General features: G+C 57.2%; 21 protein-coding genes. 15 read left to right on the forward strand and 6 right to left on the reverse strand.

All coding sequences use genetic code 11. The annotated features are described in order from the left end of the window. Positions 1-2: 2 nt before the first annotated feature. The 3 genes from AC0V6N_RS04570 to AC0V6N_RS04580 are packed head-to-tail and all read left to right on the forward strand — an operon-like array spanning position 3 to position 2235. Positions 3-629 carry a glutathione S-transferase family protein gene (locus tag AC0V6N_RS04570; RefSeq protein WP_486170408.1) on the forward strand — a complete coding sequence of 209 codons (627 nt, stop codon included), beginning with the start codon at positions 3-5 and terminating at the stop codon, positions 627-629. A gap of 37 nt (positions 630-666) precedes the next feature. Continuing rightward, entirely contained in the window at positions 667-1761 is a 1095-nt protein-coding gene (locus tag AC0V6N_RS04575) for a DUF2855 family protein (RefSeq protein ID WP_486170409.1), read from the forward strand. 24 nt (positions 1762-1785) lie between these two features. After that, positions 1786-2235 (forward strand): hypothetical protein, encoded by a 450-nt coding sequence (locus AC0V6N_RS04580; RefSeq protein WP_486170410.1) that lies wholly within the window; start codon positions 1786-1788, stop codon positions 2233-2235. 20 nt (positions 2236-2255) lie between these two features. On the opposite strand, the gene AC0V6N_RS04585 is transcribed toward AC0V6N_RS04580, so the two are convergent. Both AC0V6N_RS04585 and AC0V6N_RS04590 read right to left on the reverse strand, forming a co-directional pair. Continuing rightward, the gene (locus AC0V6N_RS04585; protein WP_486170411.1) at positions 2256-3080 is read right to left on the reverse strand and encodes an SDR family NAD(P)-dependent oxidoreductase; all 825 of its coding nucleotides are present in this window, start codon (positions 3078-3080) and stop codon (positions 2256-2258) included. Next, the gene (locus AC0V6N_RS04590; RefSeq protein ID WP_486170412.1) at positions 3080-4846 is read right to left on the reverse strand and encodes an N-acyl-D-amino-acid deacylase family protein; all 1767 of its coding nucleotides are present in this window, start codon (positions 4844-4846) and stop codon (positions 3080-3082) included. The genes AC0V6N_RS04585 and AC0V6N_RS04590 overlap by 1 nt, the downstream gene beginning before the upstream one ends. 102 nt (positions 4847-4948) lie before the next feature. Here AC0V6N_RS04590 and AC0V6N_RS04595 point away from each other — a divergent pair, with 102 nt between their 5' ends. Together AC0V6N_RS04595 and AC0V6N_RS04600 are read left to right on the forward strand one after the other, a co-directional pair. Further along, positions 4949-5902, forward strand: coding sequence for a glycerophosphodiester phosphodiesterase family protein (locus AC0V6N_RS04595; RefSeq protein WP_486170413.1), 954 nt, complete (start codon positions 4949-4951; stop codon positions 5900-5902). 3 nt (positions 5903-5905) lie between these two features. After that, positions 5906-6799 carry an alpha/beta fold hydrolase gene (locus AC0V6N_RS04600; RefSeq protein WP_486170414.1) on the forward strand — a complete coding sequence of 298 codons (894 nt, stop codon included), beginning with the start codon at positions 5906-5908 and terminating at the stop codon, positions 6797-6799. A gap of 4 nt (positions 6800-6803) precedes the next feature. Here AC0V6N_RS04600 and AC0V6N_RS04605 read toward each other — a convergent pair whose 3' ends face one another. From AC0V6N_RS04605 to AC0V6N_RS04615, 3 genes are all read right to left on the reverse strand, one after another. Next, entirely contained in the window at positions 6804-8267 is a 1464-nt protein-coding gene (locus AC0V6N_RS04605) for an MFS transporter (protein ID WP_486170415.1), read from the reverse strand. Positions 8268-8340: 73 nt separating this feature from the next. Further along, positions 8341-9192 (reverse strand): alpha/beta fold hydrolase, encoded by an 852-nt coding sequence (locus tag AC0V6N_RS04610; protein WP_486170416.1) that lies wholly within the window; start codon positions 9190-9192, stop codon positions 8341-8343. A gap of 135 nt (positions 9193-9327) precedes the next feature. Next, positions 9328-11025, reverse strand: coding sequence for an alpha/beta fold hydrolase (locus AC0V6N_RS04615; protein ID WP_486170417.1), 1698 nt, complete (start codon positions 11023-11025; stop codon positions 9328-9330). Positions 11026-11247: 222 nt separating this feature from the next. Between AC0V6N_RS04615 and AC0V6N_RS04620 the strand changes: the two genes are divergently transcribed. From AC0V6N_RS04620 to lepA, 3 genes are all read left to right on the forward strand, one after another. Next, positions 11248-13431, forward strand: coding sequence for a putative bifunctional diguanylate cyclase/phosphodiesterase (locus AC0V6N_RS04620; protein ID WP_486170418.1), 2184 nt, complete (start codon positions 11248-11250; stop codon positions 13429-13431). Between the two features lie 163 nt (positions 13432-13594). After that, entirely contained in the window at positions 13595-15769 is a 2175-nt protein-coding gene (locus AC0V6N_RS04625; protein WP_486170419.1) for an EAL domain-containing protein, read from the forward strand. 83 nt (positions 15770-15852) lie between these two features. Next, positions 15853-17670, forward strand: a complete 1818-nt coding sequence (gene lepA, locus AC0V6N_RS04630; RefSeq protein ID WP_486170420.1) for a translation elongation factor 4 — start codon at positions 15853-15855, stop codon at positions 17668-17670. A 31-nt stretch (positions 17671-17701) separates the two neighbouring features. Here lepA and AC0V6N_RS04635 read toward each other — a convergent pair whose 3' ends face one another. Beyond that, a complete protein-coding gene (locus AC0V6N_RS04635) occupies positions 17702-17860 on the reverse strand; it encodes a Flp family type IVb pilin (RefSeq protein ID WP_486170421.1) in 159 nt (52 codons plus the stop codon). Between the two features lie 155 nt (positions 17861-18015). On the opposite strand from AC0V6N_RS04635, the gene AC0V6N_RS04640 reads away from it, so the two are divergent. The 7 genes from AC0V6N_RS04640 (at position 18016) to AC0V6N_RS04670 (ending at position 26282) form a co-directional block, all read left to right on the forward strand. Further along, entirely contained in the window at positions 18016-20316 is a 2301-nt protein-coding gene (locus tag AC0V6N_RS04640; RefSeq protein ID WP_486170422.1) for an autotransporter outer membrane beta-barrel domain-containing protein, read from the forward strand. Positions 20317-20447: 131 nt separating this feature from the next. Then, positions 20448-21242 (forward strand): outer membrane protein assembly factor BamD, encoded by a 795-nt coding sequence (locus AC0V6N_RS04645; protein WP_486170423.1) that lies wholly within the window; start codon positions 20448-20450, stop codon positions 21240-21242. Positions 21243-21316: 74 nt separating this feature from the next. Then, positions 21317-22984, forward strand: coding sequence for a DNA repair protein RecN (recN, locus tag AC0V6N_RS04650; RefSeq protein ID WP_486170424.1), 1668 nt, complete (start codon positions 21317-21319; stop codon positions 22982-22984). Further along, a complete protein-coding gene (locus AC0V6N_RS04655; protein WP_486170425.1) occupies positions 22984-23307 on the forward strand; it encodes a hypothetical protein in 324 nt (107 codons plus the stop codon). Before recN ends, AC0V6N_RS04655 begins: the two co-directional genes overlap by 1 nt. A 110-nt stretch (positions 23308-23417) precedes the next feature. After that, the gene (locus AC0V6N_RS04660) at positions 23418-23711 is read left to right on the forward strand and encodes a putative quinol monooxygenase (protein ID WP_486170426.1); all 294 of its coding nucleotides are present in this window, start codon (positions 23418-23420) and stop codon (positions 23709-23711) included. A gap of 10 nt (positions 23712-23721) precedes the next feature. After that, the gene (gene ligA / locus AC0V6N_RS04665) at positions 23722-25782 is read left to right on the forward strand and encodes an NAD-dependent DNA ligase LigA (protein ID WP_486170427.1); all 2061 of its coding nucleotides are present in this window, start codon (positions 23722-23724) and stop codon (positions 25780-25782) included. After that, a complete protein-coding gene (locus AC0V6N_RS04670; protein ID WP_486170428.1) occupies positions 25782-26282 on the forward strand; it encodes a CinA family protein in 501 nt (166 codons plus the stop codon). The genes ligA and AC0V6N_RS04670 overlap by 1 nt, the downstream gene beginning before the upstream one ends. Positions 26283-26320: the final 38 nt, after the last annotated feature.

The following is a 26320-nucleotide window of genomic DNA, read 5'->3' on the forward strand; positions in this document are numbered from 1 at the left end:
CCGTGTCCGCTCAGGTTCGCATCTTCGGCACGGTCATTTCGACCTATACGCGGATAATTCAGATCACGTGTGAAGAAGCGGGCGTAAGCCACGAAACTATTGCGACGGCTGCGAACTCACCAGCCAATCGTCATCCCTTTGGCAAAGTGCCTGTGGTGGAGGTTGATGGTCTCGAACTGATCGAAAGCGTCGCCATCGCGCAATATATCGACAACGCGCATGGCGGAGGCGGTTTGCAGCCTGCTGACCCCGCTACACGCGCGGTGATGGATAAATGGACCGCGATCGCCAACAATTACCTGTTTCCGCTGTTTGAGCGCGGTCTGGTCATGCCGTGGATCATGCACCGTGTTGCAGGGATGCCGCTCGACCCAGAAAAGATCAATCAAGCGCTCCCGCAGATCAGCCGCGCTCTGGGCCTTTTGGAGGCCGAGCTGGACAAGGACGGCGCGTGGACGGCTCAAGGGTTTACCCTTGCTGACGTGTTCCTCTATCCAATCGTCCGCTCGCTAGAACTTACCCCGCAGGGCGAAGTTGGCATTGCCCAATGCGACCGCCTTAAAAGCTGGCTTGATAGCTGCCAAAAGCGCCCTTCAATCACCGCAACGTGCTGGGAAAGCGAGCCGTGATCCGCTAGAGCTGACGTCAAAGAGGAGATCACCCGAAATGACACTAGCCCAAGTCCACGTCCGCAAAGATGAACTCACCCATGCCGCTCTGGTTGAGGCAGACAGCGCGCCGCTTGCTGAGGGCGCAGTTCGTTTGAAGGTTGAGAGCTTCTCCGTCACGGCAAACAACATCACTTATGCGGTGGTGGGTGATGGCTTTGGCTATTGGAACTTCTTCCCGCCAAAGAGCGAAGAGGGTGGCCTTGGCATCGTGCCCATGTGGGGACACGCAGTCGTAACCGAGAGCAACCATTCCGACATCGCCGTGGGTGAGCGAGTCTATGGCTATCTTCCAATGGGGACAGAGCTTGATGTGGTGCCGGGCAATGTCACTGCGATGAGCTTTTCCGATATGACCGATTATCGCCAGCCGATGAGCCCGGTCTATAACAATTACACCCGCCTCAACGCCGATCCCGAGCATGATCCTGCGCGGGAGAATGAGCGGATGATCTACGGACCATTGTTCAAAACCGGCTTCATTATCGATTATTTCATGCGGTCTGAAACATGGTTTGGTGCAGGCCAAGTGGTGATGACCAGTGCGAGCTCCAAGACGGCGATGGGCCATGCGAGCTGCGTCGCTCTCAATTCACCGGGTATCAAGCGCATTGGCCTCACCTCTGCGGGCAATGTCGATTTTGTGAAGTCGACCGGGCTATATGATGAAGTGGTCGCCTATGAGGATGTGGCCTCAATCGCGAATGAACCGACCGTCAGCGTCGATTTTGCCGGCAATGCCAATCTGCTTGCGAGCATCCACGAACATTTTGGCGACAATCTCAAATATTCCTGCCTGGTCGGTGCGACGCATATTGAGGAACGCGGTGGAGGCATGGGAGCCGCCCGCGATCTTCCAGGTGCGAAACCGATCCTGTTCTTCGCACCCGATCACTTCGTCGCATTCTTCAAGGAGCACGGCCCGGTCGAAGGTGGCAAAATGGCAGCTGCCGCATGGCACAGTTTCTTGGAAGCAGTTGAAGGCGCGATTGAGATCGTGGTTCACCCCGGCCTAGAGGCCGCGCGCACGACCTATCTTGAAATGATCGGCGGCAGCGTTGATCCTGCCAAAGGCATTGTGATCAAGCCGTAGAGGCGCCAGACTGGGGAGGGGCAAATGGATGTTGCGCTGATCGCCCTATTATGCGGTGTGATCTTTGTGGTCTTGTGGGTGTCACTGACTGCAGTGGTCCCCAAGTTGAGCGGCTGGTCGAATCTGGAAGAGTACTTCCCCAATCAACCAGAAGCGGCGGTTCGAACCCTACGCTTTCACGGCTTCTATCTGGGCAAGCGGAAGCTTGGTGTATCCTATCGCGGTTGCGTGACCTTCGAAGTTTGCAAGGGCGGCCTGCGGGTCAGTATATGGAAGCTTTTTGCCCCTTTCAGCAAACCAATCTTCATCCCTTGGGATATGATGATTGTTGAAGAGGCAACGGTGTTGGCGTTGAAGGCAACTCGCATGAGGATCGGGCGCGAACACGAATATTGGCTCTCTGTTGGCCGTCTCACTGCGCGCTCAATCGCGGAAGCGAGCTCGGGTCAGTTCGTGGCCTCAAGCCGAGCGTAAGCAAGCGCCTGAAACGCTCCTCAATCGCCTTTGGCGGCGTAGTCAAACAGCCCGTCCAATTGCGCTGAGTGCCGCGCGGTAATCTTGTCGGCTGTTTCGGTCTCGGTGGGAATGATGCACCAACCGCCGCCTTTAGCCAGCGTTGCATTGAGGCCCTGTTCCAGTACTTCCGGACCCGGTTGTGCGCGCCAATGGTCGCCCAGATCATCCGGAGCTTGCCGCGCGCCGCCAAACCGCTCGGGTCGAGCCTGTGCTGCGTTCCAGATTTGCGTGTTGAGAATGCCCGGGCACAGGATCGTGACGCCGACATCTTCCTCGGCGAGCTCTGCGGCCAAAGCCTCGCCAATCGCCGCGGTCATCTGCTTTGTTGTCGCATAGAGCGTGAAGGGACCGCTAACGGGTGTGACGGATGCAGAGCTGGCGGTGATCCCGACATGGCGCGCACCTTCCTGCGCTTTGAGGGTGGGCAGCCATGCTTGCGCTGTGTGGACCGGTCCCATGACATTGACCCCCATCAACCAATCGAGCGTCCGGGCTTTGGCTCCACTAACCGTGTCCGCGCTGCCAACTCCGGCATTGATCCAAAGCAGAGAGGGTTCAACGCCCTGTGCGATTAGCTTTTCAGCGACGCGAGCGGTTTCCTTGGCATCGGACACATCGCAGCCATGCGCGCGGGCCTCATCGCCGCACAAACGCGCGGTTTCCTCCGCTTCATAGGCGTCGATATCGAGCGCGCAAATTCGCATGCCCTTGGCCGCAAAGTGCTGCGCCAGCCAACGCCCGATCCCGCGACCCGCGCCAGTGATTACGCCCCAGTCGCCCGGCGCAGGGTTGAAAGCGCTCACTACTCAGCCGCCTCAGCCAGCTCCGCGCGTTGAGGGCCACGGATAAGGCCGCCGGGAGTTTCGCCGGTCCATTTGCCCTGTTCGAAGGTGACCACGCCGTTCTTGATCGTACAGGCATAGCCATCAGCTTTTTGCAGCAAGCGTTTGCCCCCTGCAGGCAAATCAAAAGCGAGCCATGGACGGCCCAGTTTTAGCCGCTCCATATCAATCACATTGAGGTCCGCCAGATAGCCGGGCGCGATGACACCGCGATCCTCCAACCCATAGAGCACGGCGGTATCCCGGCATTGGCGCTTGATCGCATTTTCCAGCGTGATGCGGTCCCCGCGCTTGCGATCGCGCACCCAGTGCTCAAGCATGAATGTTGGCGAGGCCGCATCGCAAATAGTCCCGCAATGCGCGCCGCCATCAGACAGCGAATTGACCGTGTCATCGGCATGTTGCAGCGGGTGGAGGAAATCGAGATTGCCGTCCGCATAATTGAGGATGGGCAGGTAGATAAACCCTGTCCCATCATCACGGCACAGCATGTCATAGGCATATTCCTGCGGATCGACACCGGCGGCAATGGCGCGGGCATTCACGCTGGCGGTTTCATCGGGTTCGTAGTCGAAATCCGGGTCCATCTCATATTGCAGAGCCCAGCCTTGAGTGATGACCATCACGACGCCAATAATGTCCATCGGCGCTTCGGAATAATCGTTGGATTCCGACAAAAGCTGCGCCTTGAAGGCGGGGTCAAGCAGCTTCGCCTTTTGCTCTTCCCAAGGCAATTCTGCGATGGCCTGCCAGCTTGGGCGATAGACAAACGGGTTCACCGTACCCTGCCACGCCATGATGATGCCGTTCCCACGAAGCGCGATTTGCGCAACGATCTGCGCGCCATTGTCATTCTCTGCGCGCATCGTTTCGATCTGCTCTTTAAGCGGCATTTCCTTAGCGATGCTTTCGAGCGCGGCGAAGGTGACGGGTATGCCAGCTTCGCGGCTGAGGCGGCCCATCCATTCAAATTCGTTCCAGTCGCGTTGCAGGTCGCTCGCCATTTCGAATACGGCGTGCCCGCCCGCATCCTTCGCGCGGCCCATGGCTTTGCCGATTGCGACGAGTTCTTCGGGGGTGGCGGTGGTGCCGGGGACCAGTTCGCCATCGACCGATTTGTGGAGCACAGTGCGCGATGTTGAAAAGCCAAGCGCGCCTGCTTTCACTCCGTCTTCGACGATCGCTGACATGGCCGCGATATCTTCATCCGTGGGTACAGCGCCGGGCTGTTCGCGATCACCCAGCACATAGGCACGCACCGCGCCGTGGGGAACATGCGTGCCGATATCGACTGTGCGAGGGAGCTCTTCGAGAGCGTCGAGATATTCTGGGAAGGTCTCCCAATCCCATGTAATCCCTTCAGAAAGAGCGGTGCCGGGAATGTCCTCCACGCCTTCCATCAAGCTGATAAGCCATTCGTGCCGGTCGGGTTTGGCAGGTGCAAAGCCAACGCCGCAATTGCCCATGACGACCGTGGTGACACCGTGCCAGCTGGATGGAGCCATTTCCTGATCCCAGGTTGCTTGGCCATCATAATGTGTGTGAATGTCGACAAAGCCCGGGGCGACGATCTTGCCACTCGCGTCTATTTCGCGCGTTGCATCGCCGGCAATAGTGCCCACAGCAGCGATCACGCCATCTTTGACCGCCACGTCGCCGGTAAAGCCGGGCGCACCTGTTCCATCGACTACGGTGCCACCGCGAATGATCAGATCAAAAGCCGCCATTATCTCTCTCCTGTCTCTCTCGAATTAGAAGGTCTCACATTGCAACCTGACTGTCCAGCGCAAGACCGCTAGGAAGGGCGCCAGAACAGGAGAATCACCCTCATGAAGACTTTTGCGCGTTCAATGCTGGTTTGCGCCGCCGCCTCTCTCATCGCTGCCCCGACGGTTGCTCAGGTCGAAGTGGGCCAGTGGGAGATCAACGCAAACGGCGACCTGTCCGCGCTGCTTGATTGCCACGAAGAGGCGGGTCGCACGCTGATCTCTGCACATCGAGGCGGGCCAACACCGGGCCTTCCTGAAAATGCGATTGAGACGATGGACGCGGTGCTCACCGCAATCCCGGCGGTGATGGAAGTGGATGTCGCACAAAGCCCAGACGGCGTGCACTATCTGATGCATGACCGCACGCTCGACCGCACGACAACGGGCAGCGGGAATGTGACCGATGTGCCGTGGAGCGAGGTCTCCCAATTGCAATTGGTGGATGGGGCGGGCTGGGTGACGCCGTATCGCGTGCCCACCTTGGAAGCGACGCTCGAATGGGCAAAGGGCAAGACAGTGCTCCAGATCGATTTCAAACGCACTGCTGACTACGAAACTGTGATCAACGCCATCCGCGCCGCTGATATGGGCGATAGCGTGATCCTGATCGCCTATTCGATCGGAGCAGCCTCTCTGCTCAATGAGCTGGCGCCTGAAATGCTGATCTCTGCATCAGTAGATCATCTGGGTGAGCTGGTCGCGACGACGACCGCTGGCATTCCGCAGGACCGTATTGTCGCCTTCACCGGCACGCGCTTGCCGCGTCCTGATGTCTACCGGGAGCTCGACAGCGAGGATGTTGAAGTGATCTTTGGCACGCTTGGCCGCTCGCCCAATTCCCTCGACAATGTGTTTGCGCGCTTCGGCACGGACGAGCGCTACGCTGAGCTGGGTGAGGGCGGGGTGGATATTATCGCGACCGACCGCCCGCGCGAAGCGGCCTCTGCACTCGAAGCGGCGGGCCGTCTGCCCGAGGCCGGCCTTTGCGGTGTATCGCGAGCTGGCGGGGAGTAATTGATGGAGCGTACGCCCAGTTGGACCCCGCCTGAAGATAGCGGCATCGCGGTCAAATTCGTCGAAACCGCAGGGCTGACATTCGAGGTCGCTGAGGCGGGAGGCGGCGACCATTTGGCACTCTGCCTCCACGGCTTTCCCGAACTCAATTACAGCTGGCGTCACCAGATTCCTTTGCTCGCGGCCAAAGGCTACCGCGTTTGGGCTCCAAACTTACGAGGTTATGGGGCGACCGATCGGCCAAAGGGGATACGCGAATATACCCTCGAAAAGCTCACGCAGGATGTGGCCGATCTGATTGATGCGAGCGGGGCAAGCAAGGTGACTTTGTTTGCGCATGATTGGGGCGGGGCGATTGCATGGATGTTCGCGATTATGAAGCTGCGCCCCTTGGAACGGTTGGTAGTGATGAACCTGCCACACCCCAAAGTCTTCCGCCGTGAAGCGAAGAAATGGCGGCAGATTAGGCGCAGCTGGTACATTTATTTCTTCCAACTGCCTTGGCTGCCAGAGAAGCTGCTGATGCGCGGGGGCGGAACCGCGATTGGCCGCGTGTTTGAGCGGACCAGCTGCAATCCGGAACGCTTCGGACCGGAAGTGCAGGCGGTTTACAACGCCGCCGCCGCGCGTCCCTATGCGGCAAGCGCAATGGTCAATTATTACCGCGCTTTGCGTCACGCCAATCCGGGTATGTTGGGTGATGGCAGGGTGGATATTCCGACACTGATGATCTGGGGGGAGGAAGACGTCGCGCTGGGCATTCATTGCACGCAAGGAGCGCAGGAGTGGGTCAGCGACCTAACCCTCAAACGTTTGCCGGGCGTATCCCACTGGGTGCAACAGGATGCGCCCGAGGAGGTCAATGCGATCTTGGAAAGCTGGGTGCCCCAACTGTGAGCGGCTAAGCCCGCTTTGGCATCTTAACAAATAGCAGCACCGCAAGCCCGCTCGCAAATAACAGGCAAATTGACGCCATGCCGATGCGTTGATCGTTGAACGTGGTGGTGAAGATCTCAACCAGCAGCGGCCCCATCCACACCGTGATCGTGCCCGCAATCGCATAAAGCCCGAAAAACTCTCCGCTGCGACCCGATGGAGCGAGCGTCACCAGCATTGCTCTGCTTGATGAGATGCTTGCCGTGGCAGTGACCGCAACCACGCTGACAAGGGCGAGATAGGCAAGGTCTGACAGGGATTGGAACACCAGTCCGTCCCACACCTGATAATTCGCTATCGTGCCGAAAAACAATGTGTCCTGCGTGATCGAAAGCTGGAGGGAGAAGGCTACCACCATGCCCAATATCTCAATGATAAGCGCATTCTTCACGCCGACCTTCCCATCGAGCCAGCCTCCGAAAATGCCACCCAAAAACGCCCAGGCTGATGCGAAAATGGCGTAGCAGAGCATGTCGAGGAAACCCCAATCGAGGAACAGCGCGACATAGACCGCGCTCAATGCCAGCAAGGCGGCCATGCCATCGGCGTAGAGCATTCGCGCGATCAGGAACTTCATCAATTGCGCATATTGCGCCGCCTCGCGCACGGTCTTCACAACTGATTGGAACCCTGTGACCAAAGCTGTTGGCCAGCTCGCGCCTGCCACGCCGGGGTCCTTGGCATTTAGGAAGAAGGGGATCGAAAACAGCGCCAGCCAAACAGCGCAAATCGGGCCAACGGCGCGGGCATGGTCAAATCTCGCAAGGTCAAAACCGAATTGCGGCTGTGCAAAAGGCCATTGGATTGCGCCGGGCAAAATGAACAGCAGCGCGATTGCGACGAAGATCAGAACCGCGGCCAGATTACCCAGGCCAAGGCCAAGCCCGGAGATCATCGACAGCCGCTCTGGCTCCCCGGACACAGAGAGCATCGCGTTGTGGGTGACTTCGGAATAGGTGTAGCTGACATAGGCGATCACCAGCAGCGTCATGATCGCCCAAACGGGCAGACCGGCGCCGCCCGGCTGTGCAAACCACAGCATCGCAGAGCAAATCGTAATGCTGCCGAGGAATAGGGCCAAAAGCGGCTTTAGCCGCCCTCCGCGATCAAGCGCTGCGCCCAAAAACGGCGCGGTGAGCGCGGCGATCAACCCAGCCCATTTTGTGACGGAAGCGATCGTTGCTTGCCCTTGCGCATTGGCGGTTTGCCGCGCCTCGTCTGCGGGGAGGCCGTCCAATTGGCCACTCGCGAGAAGGTCAGCCCCGATGATATCGCGCGCAAAATAGGGCGCGAAAATATAGATGACGATCAGGATGTAATAGGGATTGCGCGCCCATTCGAAGACTGCCCAGGCAAAGCCGGTTTTATCCAAAGCGCCGCCGGTGCCGCGATGAGGGCGATCAGAGACGGTTTTCGCCTGTGGTGACACCGTCGCTATCGCAATTCTCCCCTTTCGCCTCCGCCTGTTTTGGGCGGTCGGCTCATTGCATACTCAACGCATATTATGCCGCTTGTTTTTCCTCTTTGGTCGCCGGACGATCAAGAAAATCGCGCATCGCATCAACGCTTTCATCCTTATGGCTAAGCAGGAACAAGTGTCCGCCGCCTTCCATCACAACCAGCTCGCTATTCGGGATCAGCATGTTCAAAAACTTGCCATTGGTGAGCGGGACAATCGCATCATCGTCGCCCATCATGATCAGTGTTTCTTGCTTGAGCAGGAACGGCAAAGCCGGTGCGCTGGTCCAGCCGAGCATGGCAAGCAGCTGATACATGTATCCGCGCGGGGAAGGGGGCTTGAGACGTGACATATGGCCGCCTTTGCCCTGCGATTTGCCCAGACCTTCGCCGTACAGTGTCTCAAAATTCTTCATCATGAATTCGGGATCAATATAGCGGCGCGGATTGGCCATTTTGGTCAGCGCCTTGGGGCTGCCCGGCATCATCAGCATGCCAGCACTGGTCGCAATCAGCACAACCCGGCGGGTGCGCGCTGCGTGCTGCATGGCAAAGTGCTGCGCCATGCCGCCGCCCCAGCTAATGCCCATCACATCAACATCATCCACGCCCAGCTTGTCGAGCAGCTGCGCAGCAGTCCAGCTCATCGTGAAGGGATTATAGGGCAGCAACGGATCAGGCGATTCGCCCACACCGGGCATATCGAACATGATGAAAGGACGCTCTGTCAGCGTCTGTGCGAGTGGGGCCACCGCTTCGATATTTGCGCCAATCCCGTTGAAAAACAGCACTGGCAAATGTTCGGAAGGCTCATTCAGCCTCCATGTAGCAGTCCGTAGCGTCCGACCGCCCACTTCTTCCATGCTGACGACTGCGCCGTCCATCACTTCGCTCACGTTAAACCCGTCCTTTTTTGGCCCATGACGATCCCTCACATGGGCTCTTGCATTGGGTGGGGGACACGCCTCGTAGATCCCTCGCGAGACGTGCCTCCCATAAACTGTAAAACAGCAATTTAGCGAGTGCGTGTATCAGACTTCTTCGACGACGTAGAGTCCGGGGGCGCTTTCGAGCGGGGGATAGGCTTTGCTGCCAACCTCTGCTGGCGCTGCCACCTTTTTGCCAGAGCGCTTTTGGATCCATTCCATCCAATAAGGCCACCAGCTGCCTTTCACCTCTTCGGTGCCTTGCAGCCACTCATCAGCGGTCTCGGGCAGTTTCCCGCGCTTCTTCTGCACGAAATACTTGGCTTTGGGGTTGGTGGGCGGATTAAGGATCGCTTGCATATGGCCTGATTGGCTAAGGACATATGTGACATTCTTGGAGCCAAACAATTGGGTCGAACGATAGGTCGCTTTCCAAGGGGTGATGTGATCGGTCACGCCGCCTAGAATGAAGAGGTCCGCGGTGACTTTGGTGAGGTCAACCTTATGATCGGCCATCTCGGTCTCACCCGGCGTCGAAAAGGCGAGCTCTTCATACAGGGTCAGGAAGTCACCCATCAGGCTAGATGACAGGTTCGTCGCGTCTGAATTCCAATACAGAACGTCAAAGGCGGGCGGGTCCATGCCAAGCAGGTAATTGTTGATCACATAGTTCCAAATAAGATCATTCGGGCGCAGCCATGCAAAGCCGCGCGCCAGATCATCTGCCTTGATAATGCCCTTTTTCGCAGCGCGCTGGCGCGCGAGCTTCATACCGTTTTCGCTGACCAATGAGCCGGCTTCGATATCGGTTTGCTTTGGATGCAGCACGCACACCATCAATGTGAGCGTGCCAAGGACATCGTTGCCGGTCGCCGCCAGCTTTGATGCGAGCACTGATGCGGTTTGCCCGCCTGAACAGCCTGCGGACACATTGACCTTTTTCGAGCCCGAAATCTCCGACACCACTTCAAGCGCCTCTTCGCAGCTCGCAATGTAATCGGCCATGTCCCAGTGGCCCTGATCCTTGGACGGGTTGCGCCAAGAGATCACGAAGGTCTGCATGCCATTGTCGACCTGCCATTTGATGATCGACTTCTCTGGCGAGAGGTCGTTGATATACATCTTGTTGATCTGTGGCGGGATCGTCAGCTGCGGGGTTTCATATACCTCGTCTGTTGTCGGCGCGTAGTGGACCAGCTCGTACATCTCAGTGCGGTGGACGACGTTGCCTTTGGAAGTCGCAATGTTCTCACCCAGTTTGAACGGACGCTTGTCGACCTGGCTCACCATGCCCTTATTATGGACGATATCGTTATAGGCGTTTTGCAGGCCTTTGATCAGCGACAGGCCGCCCGAATTGATGATCTGCTTTTGCGCAATCGGGTTGCCGATCAGCGTATTGGTGGGAGCCAGACTGTCGATGATGATATTCGAGATGAAATTGGCGCGGTTGCGTTCTAGCTCGTCCAACTCCAGTTCTTCCAGCCAAGCGCTCATGCCCTTTTGCACCGCAAGGTAATACTGCGCACCAGCACGGAAAAATGGGTTGAACTGCCAGGCGGGGTCTTGAAAGCGCTTGTCTTTAGGGTGGGGCGCGAGATCGCTTTTCCCGGTCATGATCTTGACCATGTCCTCGCCCATTACCTGCGCGTGTTTCATGATGCGCTGCGGATCAGAGGCGGTTTCGCGCAACAAAACTGCAACCGCGCTAACAAAGTCTTCTCTTGCGACGCCAACGAGTGGCCCCAATGCGCTGGTTGATTGAGCCGCTTCGTTTTCTAGCTTTACGCCGCCTTGAGCCATCCGATTTATCCCCTTCGCATGTGCTGATTATCGCCACATTTGCACAGCAATAAATGGCCTGCATTTTGCCAATTGGCAAGGTGACGTTTGGGTGAGCAGCGCGCTGTGCCGGGCGAAAGCGGACCTGCGCACATGTTCGGACATGTGGTTAAGAAAAATTATCCAATCCTTCACCCTTTGCGCACTAAGGAAACCGCAAGTGCACTCGGAGCAATTGAGTTAATGACTGGGTTTCTTTCGCGGATAACTGGGGGACAAGCGGACGGGACAGGTGCATCAACCGCGCCTGTGAAGTCGTTTGGCCACTCGAGCCGTGCGAAACTCTTGGAGAGCCTTGAGAAATCCAATCTCGGCTGGTTCTGGGCAAGCGATGCCAGTGGCCGCATTGTCTATGTTTCTGAGCCCGCTGCCGAGCGGATTGGCAAATCTGTCAATGACATCGTCGGGCATGGCATCACTGAGGTGTTCCTGCCGCTTGAAGATGGCGATGATGCCGGGCACGAAAGGCCGCTCAAATTCCAACTGGCAGCGCGTAACTCAATTAAGCCTGTGATCGTCCGGCTAAGCATGGGTGAAACTCAGTCTTGGTGGGAAATTGCAGGTGTGCCGCAAACCGGAAAGAACGGTGATTTCGAAGGCTATCACGGCATTGCACGCGATGTTTCGGATTCCTACACGAGCAAGCGTGACGCAGAAAAACTCTCTCGCTTTGACTCATTAACGGGCCTCTCCAACCGTCACCGCATGTCGCAGCAATTGGGCGCGACATTGACTGCGTTCAAAACCTCGAAACGGTCCTGCGCGATGATGCAGATTGACCTCGACCGGTTTAAGCAAGTCAATGATACGATGGGGCACCCCGCAGGTGACGAGCTGCTCAAGCAGGTTGCCGCACGGCTAAAACGCATCCTTGGCGATGACGTAGAGATTGGCCGGATCGGTGGGGACGAATTTCAAGTCATCATGCCCGATGTCGAAGATCGCGGCGTGTTGGGCGAATATGCTGACCGTGTGATCCAAATGGTCTCACAACCCTATTCGATCAATGGAATGCGGGCCATTATCGGCTGTTCTGTTGGGATCGCTGTGGCACCGTTTGACGGTGTTGATGATGAAGAGCTGGTCAAAGCCGCTGACCTTGCCCTTTATGCCTCAAAAGGCGGTGGGCGCGGGCAATTCCGTTTCTACTCAAGCGATCTTCGCGACCGGGCCAGCCACCGTCACCAGATCGAATCCGATCTGCGCGATGCGATTGGCCGTGATGAGCTGGAAATGCACTTCCAACCCATCGTCGATGCCAAAACGCATATGGTGAAATGCGTTGAGGCTTTGATGCGTTGGAACCACACCGAACGCGGCATGATCTCACCGGCTGACTTTATCCCTGTGGCTGAAGAAGTCGGCCTCATCCGTGAGCTGGGTGAATGGGCGCTCAACACAGTATGCCGCACAATTGTCGAATGGCCCGGTGACATTATCGCTGCGGTCAATGTGTCGGCCGTGCAATTCGCCTCTGACGACTTTGTCGAAGTGGTTCAAAAAGCTCTCAAATCATCGGGCGTTGATCCTGCTCAGATCGAGCTTGAGATAACTGAAACGGTCTTTGTCGGCGACATTGACCGGGCATTGCGGGTCTTTGGAGAGCTCAAGGAATTGGGCGTCAGATTGTCGCTTGATGATTTTGGCACAGGCTATTCCTCGCTCGGCTATTTGCGCGATGCGCCGTTTGACAAGATCAAGATCGACCAAAGCTTTGTGCGCGGCTGCACGGCCGAGGACAACAATAATGGTGCAATCATTGCCGCCGTTGTCTCGCTATCGCGCGCCTTGAGCATGGATACCGTTGCTGAAGGCGTTGAGAACAAGGACGAACTTCGCGCGGTAACCGATATGGGGGTGACGCACCTTCAAGGGATGCTGTTTTCCCGCGCTATCCCAAGCGACGAATTGCTCGAACGCCTTGAAGCAGGTGAGCTGGAATTTGAGCCCCGAGGCCCAGAGAAATATCGTTCTGACAGGCGAACTGAATTCCGCAAAATCGGCCTGATTCACGGCGATCATCGCTACAATGTCTTCCTTCGCAATTTGTCAAAAACGGGCGCGAAAATCGAAGGGCTGCTCGAAGTTCCGATCGGCACAGATATGGTGCTAGACCTTGGCGGGGGACAGTTGGCGGTTGCCACGGTTCGTCGGTCAGAGGGCTTTAGTCAGGGGGTCGAGTTTGAGACCCCGCTAATCAGCGACGGCTCAGACGGATTGTGCACCCGCCACAGGGTGTCACCTTACCAAATTGAGGCGGCGGGCAGGCCCTTGCGATCTCTCAACGAAGAAGCCGTTGTTGCCGTTACAACGGGGCCTGGAACCTCGCCGAAAGCCTTCGTCGAAGTTGAAATTGCCCGTCACTAATTCACATCACTAAATCGCGATATTGAGGAGGGGCGGTCGTGGGGACTGTCAGGATTCTTTACGTCTTTATTCTCATCTTAGTCAAAAAATAACCAACCGGGTTTACGCCTGGTCAATGACGTGAAGATCGTCAACGAATTGAGCTATTAAGAGGATTGCGCGGGTGCCCCTGAAGGGTTTCTTGTCAAAGAGCGGATCAAAAGCGGGCCGGTTTGCCAGCGCGCTTTCTGATGGCGAAAAGCTCGCCATGCTCGATGAGCTTGAGCAATCCGGCCTTGGCTGGTTCTGGGCGAGCGACAAGGACGGCAATCTCACCTATCTGAGCGCGGCGATTGCGCAGCGGCTCGAAGTGCCGCTCGGCGATATCTTGGGTAAACCGCTTACCGGCGTGTTCATGCCAGCGGACCGCGATGGTCGGACCAAGTCCCTCTCTTTGATGCTGGGCGCGCACAAAGCGTTTTCAGGCTTTGCCGTGCGCGCGGAGAAAAACCCCGATGGTGCGGTTCTCCGCCTAGCCGGGCAGCCTGCTTACATCGGTCAAAAGTTCGCTGGTTTCCGCGGCACCGGTGCTGACATCACCGACGAATATCACCGCGAGGAAGAAACCGAACGCCTCGCCAAATACGATTCGCTGACCGGTCTATCGAACCGGCACCGTATGAAGCAAATGATCGATTCCACTCTGACAGCGTTTAAAGCGGCTAAGCGCAATTGCGCGGTGATGATGCTCGATCTCGACAAGTTCAAACAGGTCAATGACACGCTGGGTCATGCTGCTGGTGATGAATTGCTCAAGCAAGTGGCTGACCGGCTGAACCGCGCAATTGAAGTTGGTTGCGAGATTGGCCGATTGGGCGGTGATGAGTTCCAAGTGATGATCCCCGACATCGATGATCGCGGCGAGCTGGGTGAGATCGCGATGAAGATCATCACCATGCTCAAACAACCTTACTCGCTCGACGAAGGGCGCTGCGTGATAGGTTGTTCGGTGGGCATCGCGATTGCGCCGCATGATGGTGTGAGCGTGGATGAAGTCGTGCGCTCAGCTGACCTTGCGCTTTATGCCGCGAAGAATGCCGGGCGAGGGCAATACCGTTTCTTCTCAGGCGAACTCGAAAACGAAGCACTGTTCCGCCGCCGGCTCGAAGAGAATTTGGGCACCGCTGTTGAGGAACAGCAATTGTTCCTAAAATACGAACCCATCGTTTCGGCAGACAGCGAAACGGTGCAGGCACTCGAAGCGCATATATGCTGGCAACACGGCCAGCGCGGTGAGATTGACGAGGAAGAATTTGCCTCGATCCTGGATGGATCAAGCCAGGTAATCGAAGTGGGCACATGGGCCATTCGTGAGGCGTGCACGCACGCGGCAAGCTGGCCTGATACAGTTCGTGTTGCGGTGAATGTGCCGGTTCCGTTGTTTGCCTCTGACAGTTTCGTCGATGTCGTCACACAGGCTCTCTCGGACGCCGATCTTGCGGCAAATCGTCTCGAGCTTGAAATCAGCGAAGCGGTTTTCTTCGGCGATACCAATGCGGTGGACCGGACGCTTGCGCAGCTCTTCAAGCTTGGTGTGCGTTTGACGCTGGATGAATTTGGCAGCGGCTATTCCTCGCTTGCCTATCTGCGCCGCGCCCCGTTTGACGCGATCAAGATTGATGAAAAACTGGTCGCCGAAGCGCAGGCGCATGACACCAGCGATTTGGGTCTGATCAAGGCGATTGTTGCACTCGCAGGCGCGCTTGAAATGGACACGATTGCCAACGGCATTGAAAGCACGGCACTGTTCGAACAGCTCAAATTGTGCGGCGTAAAATTCATGGAGGGGCCGATCTACTCCGACCCTGTGAGCCGTGACACCGTCGAGACCGAATTGATCGGTGACAGCTGGAAGATCGCGCCCAGCGGCGACCGACTGAAACGTGCGCGTCGCCGCACGGTCTACCGCAAGATTCAGGTCATTCACGATGACCACTCCTACGAAGTGACGTTGCGCAATCTTTCACGCTCTGGCGCGCTGATCGAAGGTTTGGCCGATGTGCCAAAGGGTACGCAATTTGTGGTCGACCTTGGCGGCGGGCAGCTGGCCGTCGCAACCGTCATTCGCACGAATGGCGATACGCAGGGCCTCGAATTCGAACAGCCATTAGTCGATGATGGCGCTGGCGGATTGTGTACGCGTAACCGGGTTAGCCCATATGCGCTCGCGGCTGCGGGCGCACCACTCGCAGCGCTTGCGCCCGGTGATTACAAGGCAATGGCTGGCGGTGCGCTGGGTCAAAGCGGCAGCGTCCCGCAATTTGGATATGCCGATCAAACCCGGTTCGAAGCGGCCTGATCGCCTCTTGGCAAAGGTTCCTTACGTGAGTTGCATTTTTCTTAAATGACATTGGCTTCTGCGCCCGCTAAACGGCTGCGCAAATGACTGATCTCTCCAAAATCCGCAATTTCTCAATCATCGCTCATATTGATCATGGGAAGTCGACGCTTGCCGACCGCTTGATCCAGTTCACCGGCGGTCTCACCGCGCGTGAAATGTCCGAGCAAGTTCTCGACAATATGGATATCGAGAAAGAGCGCGGCATCACCATCAAAGCGCAAACCGTGCGCCTCAATTACACCGCCAAGGATGGCGAGACCTATCAGCTAAACCTGATGGACACGCCCGGCCACGTCGACTTCGCCTATGAAGTCTCGCGCAGTCTCGCTGCTTGCGAAGGCGCTTTGCTTATTGTGGACGCCGCCCAAGGGGTTGAGGCGCAAACGCTCGCCAATGTCTACCAGTCAATAGAGCATGACCACGAGATCGTCCCTGTCATCAACAAGGTCGATCTGCCCGCCGCCGAGCCAGAGCGCGTGCGCGAAGAGATTGAAGAGGTCATCGGCCTCGACGCATCCGAAGCCGTCATGACGTCAGCCAAAACCGGTATCGGTATCGAAGACGTGCTCGAAGCGGTCGTCGCCAAAATCCCGCCACCATCGGGCGAGCGGGACAAGCCATTGAAAGCCAGCCTGGTCGATAGCTGGTACGACCCGTATCTGGGCGTTGTCATTCTGGTTCGCGTGATCGAAGGGGTTTTGAACAAGGGCCTCAACATCAAATTTATGCAAGGCGGCACGCAGCACCTTGTCGACCGTGTAGGCTGCTTCACCCCGAAGCGCACCGATTTGCCTGAGCTCGGCCCCGGCGAAATTGGCTTTATCACAGCGCAGATCAAAGAGGTTGAACAGGCCCGCGTGGGCGACACAATCACCACGGTGAAGGGCGGGGCGCAAGATGCGCTCCCCGGCTATAAGGAAGTGCAACCCGTGGTGTTCTGCGGCCTGTTCCCTGTAGACGCAGCTGACTTTGAAAAACTGCGCGAAAGCATCGCCAAATTGCGCCTCAATGATGCCAGCTTCTCGTTCGAGATGGAATCGAGCGCCGCGCTTGGCTTTGGCTTCCGCGCCGGTTTCCTGGGGCTTTTGCACTTAGAGATCATTCAGGAACGCCTCAGCCGGGAATATGATCTGGACCTCATCACTACTGCACCTTCGGTCGTTTATCGCCTGCAATTGGGCAAGACCAAGAACGAAGATGCGCGTGAGATGATGCTGCACAATCCGGCGGATTGGCCCGATGTGAACCGGATCGAGATGATCGAGGAGCCATGGATCAAGGCGGTGATTTACACGCCCGACGAATATCTCGGCGCGATCCTGAAACTGTGCCAGGACCGCCGCGGCATCCAGACCGACCTAACCTATGTCGGCGGACGCGCTCAGGTGACATATGAATTGCCGCTCAACGAAGTGGTGTTCGATTTTTACGACCGTCTGAAGTCAATCTCGCGTGGATATGCCTCATTTGACTATGAGCAGATTGGCCTGCGCGAGGGCGACCTTGTGAAGATGAACATCCTCGTGAATGCAGAGCCTGTCGACGCACTCTCCCTGATCGTCCATCGCGGCGTCGCTGAAGAGCGCGGGCGGGGCATGTGCGAGCGTCTAAAAGACCTAATCCCGCGCCACTTGTTCAAAATCCCCGTGCAAGCGGCCATTGGCGGCAAAATCATCGCGCGCGAAACCATCGCCGCCATGCGCAAAGACGTGACCGCGAAATGCTATGGCGGCGACATCTCGCGCAAGAAGAAGCTGCTGGAAAAGCAGAAAAAGGGTAAAGCAAAGATGCGCGAATACGGGAACGTGAGCATCCCGCAGGAGGCGTTTATTGCTGCACTGCGGATGGGTGAAGAGTGATCGGGTAAAGGCGCTCGCGCTTAGCCGCCCCCTAGTCGCACATTGCCTCTGATACCGTGCTGAAGACATTGGCAAGCTCAAGCCCGAGCGCCTGAAAGGCAATGATTGTCGCGAGTGAAATCAGCGCGGCGATCAGGCCGTACTCAATCGCGGTCGCACCATCTTCGTCGGCTAAAAACTTCACCAGCATGTCGCTCTCCTGCAGGGCTTCAGGGCTAGGCAATGATAGTTAGCGTATTCTTGCGATGCAGGATGAAGGGATGTTTACTGATCAACAGTCGCAGTTCTGGATTACCGGGCGCAATTGTGGAATAGTATAACTCGTCAGAACATCAGGGGTTTTTGATGCCAATTTTCGACGAGCCGGGGCAATCGGTCAGAAACGAGCAAACGATTGAAGAAGATGTCGAGCTGACAGCAGCAGGCATTACTTTCACCAATGCGGCCACTGGCATAGTTCGAGGGCAGTTCATTTTCGGTGTTGGTGACTCGACGCTTATAAACGAGGCTGGCGGCTTCGTAGGTGCGCCCAATGGCGTCTCCCCATCATCTTTTGTAGCAATTGTCGGCTCTGACGGTGATGATACGGTTGTGGACAGCGGCACTATCCGTGGCAGAGTTATGCTGGGCGATGGCAATGATACCCTTATCAGCAATGGAGCATTAGGAAGCGACTACGCATCAAACGTGTTCGGTGCCTCAATGGGCGCAGGTGATGATTTGCTGCGTTTCGAAGGCGCAACTGGCGGGGGGCTAAGCCCGCTGGGAGATGGGGGCGAGGGATATGACACATTCGAACTCGATGTAGAATTTGGGGTGGTCTTCGGAAATAATCTGGCAGGATTTGAGGTGCTGTCACTTCAAGGGGCCAATAATTACCGAGAGTTCAACGGCTTTTTGGAAATCATCGGGGGCGGCTCAAACGATCTGGGTGCTCGGGGGCTTCAAAATAGTGATAATCCGCTCGCCAGCGTTCTTCTCAACGGCACTGGCTTCAGGTTCTTCAATTCAACCGTGGCCTCAATTACCGGAAGCGACGTTTTCGAGGGTATAGAAGTCGGTCAAGACAGCTTCGTCGGTGTCGTTGCGATGGGTGGAGGCGATGACGGCTTTTCGCTTACCCAAGGGGCGACGGTCACCGCGTCGACCACATCGGTTGATGGTGGCGAAGGCGGCGCGGACTCTTTTACCTATCGCCCAGACGTCTCGATCGTTGACTCGTTGAGCGCAGTGACCGGATTTGAGCAACTTTTCATTGCTGCTGTCGACCCAGATAGCGACATCACGGTGGAATTGTCCGACATTTCCGGATTCGACTTCATCTTTGCTCAGAATGGTAACAGCGTAACACTAAGCGCTGGTTCCACAGGCGATATGAGCGACACCATTGTTGCTGGAGCAGCAAATGGCTCGTTCCATATTTCTGCCGGTTTAACCGTTGCAAGCTACGTTTTCTACATCCCTCCAACTATCGCGGTCCCAAGCGATACAGCTGATCCCAGCACGTCGATGATCCTAGTCAATGATGGCGAAATTATCGGAGAGGTTCTGCTGAACAGTGGCGATGATTTGTATGACGGGCGAAATGGTATCGTTGGTGGCCCGATCAACGGCAATGCTGGCAATGACACGTTGCTGGGCGGTGCTGGCGTAGAGACTATGGCAGGCGGCTTGGGCTCAGATATGTTCAATGGCGGCCTCGGCAATGACACTATCGATGGCGGATCGAACATTGATACCGCGGCGTTCTCCGGCAATTTCGCGGATTACACCGTCACTCAGACCTCAACCGGCACATTTGTTGTGTCGGGCGCAGATGGAACTGACATGCTCACCACAATCGAGTTCCTGCAATTCGACGATCAAACCATCCGCTTGCTTCGCGGCGAAGGGGTAAGCGTTACATTCGATACGGCTGATACATCGGTCTACCAATCCGCTATGAACGCAATCCGCGACTTTGATGGGAACGCGCTGGGCGGGGATGGAGCTTGGCTGCGCATTGGCGAGGCTGATGTGAACGGCGATGGCGATATCGATCAGATCCTCGTCAATGATGCGATTGGACGGTTTGCGACGGTGGGCACGGCGCCTGATGGCCTTGTCTATTTCGATGACCATTCATGGGCTGGCGAAACGCGTGTTGCGGGCATTTACATCGATCCAGAAGTCGCCGCCGGAAATGTCGAGGCGGGCAGCGAGTTTGACAGCCAGCGCCGCTTCCAAAACGACCTTGAGATCGAGAATATCAACAGAGTGCTTGGCTCTGATGATTATGATGGTGACGGCATCCATGAGGTCTATTTCGCGCTGACAGACGGCAGCGCCTACCTTCGCGCTTTGATGCACGAAGACGGCAACATTCGTTATGCAAACTATCAGTCCGAGGCGGAGGTTCGCCAGTACCTGACCGATAATGGCTATGATGAGACCACCTTTGGCGATTGGTTCACTGGCGGTGCGCAGAACGCTGGTGATAGCGCGCAGGTCACAATCGACACATGGGTTGGAGCGCAGCCGCAAATCGACAAGCAGCAGCCTCAGGAATTAGTGAGCATCGACCCACTAGATGCGATGCACGCAGAGGCGTTGGTAGGTCTGCCGTGGCAGCACTTTGGCACCGAATTGGACGCCGTTTTGGTGTAAGCGCAGCCCGGTTGCGCTGCGATTTGTGTCAGCCATTATCAGGACGCGAAGAGACCGCCCGTTCAAGAGTGTGGGCAAGGGGGGCAAGCTTCACTTGGCGTTCACCCGGGGGCTGGCTATAGGGTGCCAATATGAAAACGCTTTTCTCCACTCGCCTGACCCGCGCGCTCCTGTTGGGCGCTGCTATTGCCACGACCACTGCCTGCGCGGGAGGCTCTGCGGACGAAGATGTCGCTTATGTCGCGCGCGATGTTGAATCGCTTTATGGTGAAGCACAGCGGCGGCTTGATCGCGGCAACACTTTGCTGGCGGCGGCCTTGTTTGATGAAGTGGAGCGTCAGCACCCGTATTCACCATGGGCTCGCCGCGCGCAGTTGATGAGCGCGTTCAGCTATTACATTGCGCGCGATTATAACAAGGCGATCCAGAATGCGCAGCGCTTCCTCTCGATCCATCCGGGTAACAAGGATGCTCCATACGCCTATTATCTAATTGCGCTTAGCTATTATGAGCAGATCTCGGACGTGAACCGCGATCAGTCGATCACTGAGCAAGCGCAGGCCGCCTTGCGCGAAGTGAACCGCCGGTTCCCACAGACCGAGTATGCCGCGGATGCGCGCTTGAAACTTGACCTTGTCGCCGATCACTTGGCGGGTAAGGAAATGGAGATCGGGCGCTTTTACCAGCGTTCAGGCCGTTGGCTCGCGGCTGCTTTGCGCTTCCGCAATGTGGTAGAGCAGTTTGAAACGACCAGCCACACGCCAGAGGCCCTCTATCGCCTGACAGAAAGCAGCCTTGCGCTGGGTATTCGCGAAGAAGCGGTGAAGTACACCGCCGTTCTGGGCGCGAACTATCCAGGCACGGAATGGTATGAAAAGGCCTATGAATTGGTCGAAGATCATGCCGCAGGCGTAAACCCCACCTGACCTGTGGGGATTAGTTGTAGCCCGGTGTCTCTGGGCGTGACGAGGCCAAAGGTTTGAGTTAGACGGTTCGGGTAATGCTCACCCGGCTTTCCATTCGCAATATCGTTTTGATCGAAGCACTAGACCTTGATTTTGGTCGCGGGCTAGGCGTGCTCACCGGCGAGACGGGAGCGGGTAAGTCGATCCTGCTCGACGCCGTCGGCTTGATCCTTGGCGACCGTGCAGAAACCGCTTTGGTCCGCGCAGGCGAGGCAAAGGCGAGCGTCACCGCAAGCTTTGAATTCGCCAATCTGCCAGAGTCGATTGCAGAGGCGCTGGACGACGCTGACCTAGAAATTGAACCGGGCGAACCGCTGATTATTCGGCGTCAGGTAAAGGCGGATGGCGGCTCCAAAGCCTTCGTCAATGATCAGCCCACCAGTGTTGCCCTGCTGCGCGAACTCGCGACGTCACTGGTTGAGCTCCACGGCCAGCACGATGATCGCGGCCTAGTGAACCCACGCGGCCATCGGGCTTTGTTGGATCGCTATGCTGGGATTGATCTTGCGAAATTGCGCAATTGCTGGGCTGACTGGGCCAAGACCGAAGCGCAATTGTCAGAAGCGCGACGGGAGCAAGAGCAGGCCAAGCTCGATCAGGATTTGTTGATCGCGCATTTGGCGGAACTCACCTCACTCGAACCGCAGGCAGGCGAAGAAGCGCGCCTCGCTGCAACGCGTTCTGACATGCAAAAGGGTGAGAAGCTCGCAGGCGAACTCGAAGAATTGCGCCATGTTTGGGAAGGGTCGGATTCGCCGCTCGCTTCACTTCGCGTTGCCGCGCGCAAGCTTGATCGGATTGCAGGCGAGCATGCGCTTTTGACCGAAGCTTTGGGGGCGCTGGATCGCGCTGTCATCGAAGCGGGTGAGGCGGAGGAAAGGTTGGAAGCAGCTGCGCTTGCGCTGGTCCACGACCCGCAAGCGCTCGACCAAGCAGAGACGCGCCTGTTCGAACTGCGCGCGCTGGCTCGTAAACATCGCTGCGAGGTGGATGCGCTGCCTGATCTGATGCGCGAATTGCGCGCCAAATTGGACGCTATTGAGGGCGGTGACGCGCAATTGGACGCGTTGGAACTGGCCGCAAAAGAAGCGCGGGAAGCCTATGTGAAGGCCGCAGAAAAGGCGCAAGCGGAGCGGATTAAGGCTGCGAAAAAACTCGACAAAGCGGTCGCTGCCGAACTTGCGCCCTTAAAGCTCGATGCAGCCCGCTTCCTCACCGCGATTGGCAAATTGCCTGAGGAAAAGTGGGGCGCGAATGGGATGGATTCGGCGGAATTCCTGATCGCGACCAATCCGGGCGCAGATTTTGCGCCGCTCAACAAGATTGCCTCGGGCGGAGAGCTTTCGCGCTTTATCCTCGCGCTGAAAGTGGCGCTGGCGGAAAAGGGCGGGGCGGCTACCATCATCTTCGACGAAATCGACCGCGGCGTGGGCGGAGCGGTGGCCAGTGCCATCGGTGATCGCCTCGCAAGGCTTGCGAGTGATGAAGGCCAATTGCTCGCCGTCACTCACTCCCCCCAAGTCGCGGCGCGCGGCGGCCAGCATTATCTGATTGCAAAGGCGTCTAGCGGGACCGTCACCAAGACTAGCGTGATGCTGCTCGACGATGCAGAGCGACAAGAGGAAATCGCACGCATGCTGTCCGGTGCAGAGGTGACGCCAGAGGCTAGGGCGCAAGCGGATCGGTTGTTGGAAGGCGTTTGATGAAAGACCATTCAAACACCAAGTTCGATTTGGTCGCGAAGGCCAGCATCGTGATCATCCTTTGTCTTATGGTCATCGCGAGCCTGACGCTGTTCATGATCATGGTTGTGCAGTCAGCGTACTCCGATTTCAACGCGGATACTTGGTGGGGATTTGTAGTGCCTCCTGCGCTATGGCTGGGGTTCTGCGGGTTATCGATCTGGGCAATAACTCGCCTAAGGCGGGCCGTCAGTGCAGCCAACATGGCTCCGACGTTTTGGTTCGCAGGTTTGTGTATGGTCGCTATCGTCGGGTTGGCGGCCTTTGTGCTTTTCACAAGTTGAGCAAATTGGGTTTCGGGAAGGATTTGATGGACAGGCGCGTGTTTGTTGGCGTCTCTGCGATCACACTGCTTTCAGCCTGCGGACATCAGGTGCTGGGGAAGACTGAGAACATGGAAGAAGCATACGGATTGATTGGCCAAATGAAGGTTGCCGATGGAATGCGTGGTATGGTTATTGCAGCGCTTCTTGATGGCACCCAAAACATGCCGGGGAACATAGCTTATATGATCGCTGAGGATCTGGGAGATCCGAATTCAATCTGGATTACAGAGGTTTGGCAGACCAAAACTGACCACGCGAATAGTCTGCAATTGCCGAGTGTTCAAGAAGCAATAGGCAAGGCGCGTCCCCACATTGTAGGGTTTGGAACGCGGGTCGAAACAAAACCAATTTTGCTTGGCTGAGACGGCTACCATGTCCGAAAAACTCTCAGAAGCCGAAGCCGCCAATGAATTGATGCGCCTTGCTCGCCAAATAGCGAAGCATGACAAGCTGTATCACGCTCAGGACAATCCTGAGATTACCGATCAGGAATATGACGCGCTCACCCGCCGCAATCGCGAGCTAGAAGAGGCGTTTCCGCATTTGATCCGGCCTGACAGCCCCTCGCGCAAAGTGGGGCATGAGGTGGCGGCGTCTCCGCTGTCTAAGGTCACACATGAGGTTCGCATGATGAGCCTCGACAATGCCTTTAACCGCGAAGAGGTTGACGAATGGGTAGGGCGCGTCCGGCGCTATCTCAATCTTGAGCCAGATGCCCCTGTGGCGATAACGGCTGAAGACAAGATCGATGGCTTGTCCTGCTCACTAAGATACGAAAACGGTAAGCTTGTGCGCGCGGCGACGCGGGGTGATGGGCAAGTGGGTGAGGATGTCACGCCCAATGTCCGGCATATTTCGGACATCCCCCAAGAACTCCCCGCAGGCGTCCCCGATGTCTTCGAAGTGCGCGGCGAGGTCTATATGTCGAAGGCGGACTTTGCTGCGCTCAACGCTGCGCAGGAGGAAGCGGGCGGCAAGCTCTTCGCCAATCCGCGCAATGCAGCCGCCGGTTCGCTTCGGCAAAAGGATGCGAGCGTCACAGCCAAACGGCCGCTTAAATTCTGGGCCTATGGCTGGGGAGCGGCATCGGATGTCCCGTGTGACAGCCAAAACGACATGATGCGGATGATTGAGCGCTGGGGCTTTCCGCTTTCGCCATTCCTTACGCTGACGCAGACCACCGATGGCCTGATTTCCCATTACGAAGAAATCGGGCGGCTACGGCCTGATCTGGGTTACGAGATTGATGGCGTTGTCTACAAAGTGGATCGGCTCGATTGGCAGAAACGGCTTGGCTCAGTCGGCAAGGCCCCGCGCTGGGCACTCGCGCACAAATTCCCCGCAGAGCGCGCGCAGACGACTCTGGAGGCTATCGACATTCAGGTCGGGCGCACGGGTAAATTGACGCCCGTGGGCAGGCTCGCGCCCGTGCTGGTTGGCGGGGTGACGGTCACCAATGTGACGCTCCACAATCGCGATGAGATTGAGCGCTTGGGCGTCCGTCCGGGTGACCGAGTGGTGATCCAGCGGGCGGGTGATGTGATCCCGCAAGTGGTCGAGAACTTGACCCGCGATGAGCCGCGCGAACCCTTCCACTTCCCAGACAAATGCCCTGAATGCGATAGCGAGGCTGTGGCGGAAGAGGGCGAGGTCGATGTGCGCTGCACCGGCGGCCTTATTTGTCCCGCTCAACGCACGCAGCGCTTGGAGCATTTCGTCAGCCGCAAGGCGCTGGATATCGAAGGGTTTGGCTCAAAGACCATCGCGCAATTCTTTGCGCTGGGCTGGCTCGAAAGCCCGGCCGATATCTACCGGTTGAGGAACCGCCGCGAAGACATTCTTGCGCTTGAAGGGTGGCAGGATAAGTCTGTCGACAATCTGTTGGCCGCTGTGGAAGAGAAGCGTGAGCCCGATGCGGCGCGGCTGCTGTTTGGTCTTGGAATAAGGCATGTAGGCGAAGTGACGGCGCGCGATTTGCTCAAACATGTCCATGAGCTGCCAGCTTTGCGCGATGTTGCGGAGAAAGCGCGCGATGGCGATGAGGATGCCGCAAGCGAGATCACCAACATCGACGGCATCGGCCCCAGCGTCGTGGGCGCACTGGGTGACTTCTTCCACGAACCGCACAATGTGAGCGTGTGGGAAGACCTCCTCAGCGAAGTCTCACCCCCGCGCTATGAGGTGGAAACACTCGACAGCCCCGTCGCAGGCAAAACCGTGGTTTTCACCGGGAAGCTCGAAACGATGAGCCGCGACGAAGCGAAAGCTCAAGCGGAGCGATTGGGCGCTAAAGCCGCCGGCTCAGTTAGCGCCAAAACCGATTTGCTGGTCGCAGGACCTGGCGCAGGCTCCAAGCTGAAGAAAGCGCAAGACCTCGGCATTGAGACCATTGACGAAGCGGGCTGGGCTGAGATCGTGGCGAAGGCAGGTTGATGGACATTTTGCGCGAACTCCACCCACAGGCGCGCCGCGTCGCGGACTTGCTCAATGCGCGCGCTGAGAAGATTGCGGTGGCAGATGGTGCGACCGGCGGCTTGATTGCCGCGAGCCTGCTTACGGTGCCCGGCGCGCTCAGTTTTTATGTTGGGGGAGGGATCGTCTACTCTTTCAAAGCGCGCGATGTGTTGTTCGATCTGCCGCGCGATGCTTACGAGGTAATGCGCTCCGTAACCGAAGACTATGCGCTGTTACAGGCTCGCGCAATTCGCGACCGGTTAGGTGCCGCATGGGGTATCGCGGAAAGCGGCTCTGCGGGGTCGAGCAAACATCCCATGGGCGTTGCCTCAGGCCGCAGCATCGCAGCCGTTGCAGGGCCACTTGGCGAATTCACCCGCGAAGTCAGCACGCAAAGCGATGACCGCATCGACAATATGGAAAGCTTCACCCGCAACGCGCTGAACCTGCTGGAAGACACCCTTTCGCAAAAAATTTGAGGGCCGCCGTCGAATCCGGCTTGTCTGCTTCGTCTTCC

Source organism: Erythrobacter sp. S57(2025) (assembly GCF_057365055.1).